This is a genomic window from Domibacillus enclensis (assembly GCF_900156125.1).
Taxonomy (GTDB): domain Bacteria; phylum Bacillota; class Bacilli; order Bacillales; family Domibacillaceae; genus Domibacillus; species Domibacillus enclensis.
In genome coordinates, this window is the sequence record NZ_FTLX01000021.1 from 1 (window position 1) to 3,568 (window position 3,568).

A 3,568-nucleotide genomic window follows, 5' to 3' on the forward strand; every position below is an offset into this window, starting at 1 on the left:
AATACATTTGTTTTGAAGCCATCCGAGCGTACACCGTTGCTCGCGGCAAAATTGGTCGACTTGTTTAAAGAAGCCGGTCTTCCTGACGGCGTGCTGAATATTGTCAACGGTGCGCATGACGTCGTGAACGGCTTGCTGGAGCACCCGGACGTAAAAGCGATCTCCTTTGTCGGCTCGCAGCCGGTAGCCGAATATGTGTACAAAACCGGCGCCGCCAACTTGAAACGCGTGCAGGCGCTGGCTGGCGCGAAGAACCACTCGATTGTGCTGGCTGATGCGAATCTGGACCTGGCGGCGAAGGAAGTCACGGCAGCGGCATTCGGCTCAGCGGGCGAGCGCTGCATGGCCGCAGCGGTTGTGGCAGTAGAAGACCGCATCGCCGATGAATTTATCGCCAAGCTGAAAGAAGCCGCGGACAACATTAAAATCGGCAATGGCCTTGATGATGGCGTGTTCCTTGGCCCGATCATCCGCGAAGGAGCGAAAGAACGGACAATTGGCTACATTGAAGCCGGCATCGAGCAGGGCGCGACGCTTGTGCGCGATGGACGCGAGGACGCAGCGGCGAAAGGCAACGGCTATTTCCTTGGCGCGACCATTTTTGACCATGTAACAACCGAGATGAAAATCTGGCAGGATGAAATCTTCGCACCGGTCTTGTCGATTGTGCGTGTGAAGGATCTAGCAGAAGGCGTTCAAATAGCCAACGAATCCACCCTCGCGAACGGTGCTTGCCTGTATACAGACAGCGCAGCCGCTGTGCGTCAGTTCCGGGAAACGATTCATGCGGGCATGCTCGGCATCAATGTCGGCGTCCCAGCTCCAATGGCGTTCTTCCCATTCTCGGGCTACAAAAATTCATTTTACGGCGACCTGCATGCGAACGGAAAAGACGGCGTCGAATTTTACACACGCAAGAAAATGGTCACAGCACGCTACATGAAATAATTGGAGGGGGCTGTGCTCAACAGCCCTTCCTATCCAAACAGGAGGTACAAATATGAGCCACTTGCTTCAAAAGCCCGTCCAAACCGAATTATCCACAGGCGTGACCCTCGTACATAATGTCACAACGCAGCAGTCTCCGCTTGAGTACGTCGGATTTAAAGTCATCGACCTGGCGCCAGGTGCGACCTACACGGAGTCTCTTGAGAAAACCGAATGCTGCATCGTTGCGGTCACAGGAAAAATCAATGTAACCGAAGGAAGCGAATCGTTCAAACACCTCGGCACACGCGACAATGTGTTTGAAAAAGTGCCAACGGACAGTGTTTATGTGTCCAACAACAAAACCTTCACGGTCGAAGGAGAGACGAACGCCCGTGTGGCGCTTTGCTATTCGCCATCGGACAAGCAGCTGCCGACCGTGCTCATTCCGGCTGCGGAAGTCGGCGTGGAGCACCGCGGCATCTTGAGCAACAAGCGCATGGTGCACAACATTTTGCCGGATTCTGACCCGCGTGCCAACAGCCTGCTCGTTGTCGAGGTGTTCACGGAAAGCGGCAACTGGTCGAGCTACCCGCCGCACAAGCACGATCAGGACAACCTGCCGGACGAGTCGTTTTTAGAGGAAACGTATTACCACGAAATGAATCCGCCGCAAGGCTTTGTGTTCCAGCGTGTTTATACCGATGACCGGTCAATTGATGAAACGATGGCAGTGGAAAACGGCGATGTGGTGATCGTGCCAGCCGGCTACCATCCCGTGGGCGTGCCAGACGGCTACGAGTCGTACTATTTAAATGTGATGGCCGGCCCGACGCGCATCTGGAAGTTTCATAATGATCCAGACCATGAATGGATCTTATCCCGTCAACCATAAAAGGAGCGAATATACAGATGAATTATCCCTTTAACGAAAACAAAGAGCTGGACCTGATCGCGATCGGGCGTGCCTGCATCGACTTAAATGCAAACGAATATAACCAGCCGATGGAAGAAACGATGACGTTTACGAAATACGTCGGCGGCTCGCCGGCCAATGTGGCCATCGGCAGCGCCAAGCTTGGACTGAACGTTGGCTTTATCGGAAAATTAGCCGACGATCAGCATGGAAGGTTCATTGAAAAATACATGCGCGGAGTCGGCGTCGATACATCAAACATGGTGACAGACAAAGAGGGCCACAAAACAGGCCTGGCGTTCACGGAAATTTTAAGCCCGGACGAGTGCAGCATCCTCATGTACCGGGATGATGTAGCGGATCTCTATCTTGAGCCATCTGAAGTGAGCGAAGACTACATCCAGCAAGCGAAAATCCTGCTGGTGTCCGGCACGGCACTGGCGAAAAGTCCGTCCCGCGAAGCGGTGCTGAAATCGGTCAGCCTCGCGAAAAAGCACGGCGTGAAAATTGTCTTTGAACTGGACTACCGCCCGTACACATGGACGTCGCCGGACGAAACAGCGGTGTATTACATGCTGGTCGCTGAGCAGTCGGATATCGTCATCGGCACGCGGGATGAGTTTGACGTAATGGAAAACGTAAAAGACGGCGACAACAACGAAACAATCAAAAACTTATTTACCCATTCAGCTGATCTTGTCGTCATCAAGCACGGGGTAGAAGGATCCTACGCGTACGCCAAAACAGGCGAGACCTTCCGCGCGCACGCCTACAAAACAAACGTCTTGAAAACATTCGGCGCCGGTGATTCCTACGCTTCCGCGTTCCTGTATGCCCTGGTCAGCGGCAAGGATATTGAAACGGCACTGAAATATGGAAGCGCCTCCGCGTCCATCGTGGTCAGCAAGCACAGCTCATCGGATGCCATGCCGGTGGCGGCGGAGATTGAACAGCTGATCGGGCAAGGCGAATACGTAAAGATAGAAGGGTGATACGAGTGGCGACGATCAAATTAACAACCTCACAAGCACTATTGAAATTCTTGAATCAGCAATACATCCACGTCGACGGCGAAGAAACGCCATTTGTGGAAGGCATGTTTAACATTTTCGGGCACGGCAACGTGCTGGGCATCGGCCAGGCGCTCGAGCAGGACCCGGGCCACTTAAAGGTGTACCAGGGCAAAAACGAGCAGGGGATGGCCCATGCGGCAATCGCCTTCAGCCGTGAAAAGCTGCGCCGCAAAATCTATGCGGTGACGACATCGGCGGGCCCAGGCTCGGCTAACTTGATCGCCGCCGCGGGCACCGCACTGGCGAATAACATCCCGGTGCTCCTGCTTCCGGCGGATACGTTCGCCACGCGCCAGCCGGATCCGGTGCTGCAGCAGCTCGAGCACGAACACAGCACAGCGGTCACCACGAATGAAGCGTTTATGGCGGTTTCCCGCTACTGGGACCGGGTGACGCGTCCGGAACAAATCATGTCAGCCCTCATCCGTGCCTTTGAAGTGATGACGGATCCGTCGAAAGCCGGCCCGGCGACCATCTGCATTGCGCAGGATGTCGAAGGAGAAGCGTTTGACTACCCGTTGTCATTCTTCGAGAAACGTGTTCACTACCTCGATCGCAAGCCGGCGGTGGACCGTGAGCTGCAGGGCGCAGCGGAGCGCATCAAGGCAAGCAAAAAGCCAATGATCATTGTCGGCGGCGGTGCCCGCTATTC

The 3,568-nt window shown here is 54.7% G+C and carries 4 protein-coding genes; all 4 read left to right on the forward strand.

What is annotated here, in order from left to right; all coding sequences use genetic code 11:
- Nucleotides 1–948, forward strand: a 948-nt coding sequence (locus BW952_RS19060) for an aldehyde dehydrogenase family protein (protein WP_045852622.1), incomplete at its 5' end; no start/stop codon positions are given.
- Between the two features lie 52 nt (nt 949–1,000).
- Nucleotides 1,001–1,822, forward strand: coding sequence for a 5-deoxy-glucuronate isomerase (gene iolB / locus BW952_RS19065; RefSeq protein WP_045852621.1), 822 nt, complete (start codon nt 1,001–1,003; stop codon nt 1,820–1,822).
- Between the two features lie 17 nt (nt 1,823–1,839).
- Nucleotides 1,840–2,835 carry a 5-dehydro-2-deoxygluconokinase gene (iolC, locus tag BW952_RS19070; protein ID WP_076496386.1) on the forward strand — a complete coding sequence of 332 codons (996 nt, stop codon included), beginning with the start codon at nt 1,840–1,842 and terminating at the stop codon, nt 2,833–2,835.
- Between the two features lie 5 nt (nt 2,836–2,840).
- Nucleotides 2,841–3,568: thiamine pyrophosphate-binding protein (locus BW952_RS19075; protein ID WP_420810003.1), on the forward strand; the 728-nt coding region annotated here is incomplete at its 3' end.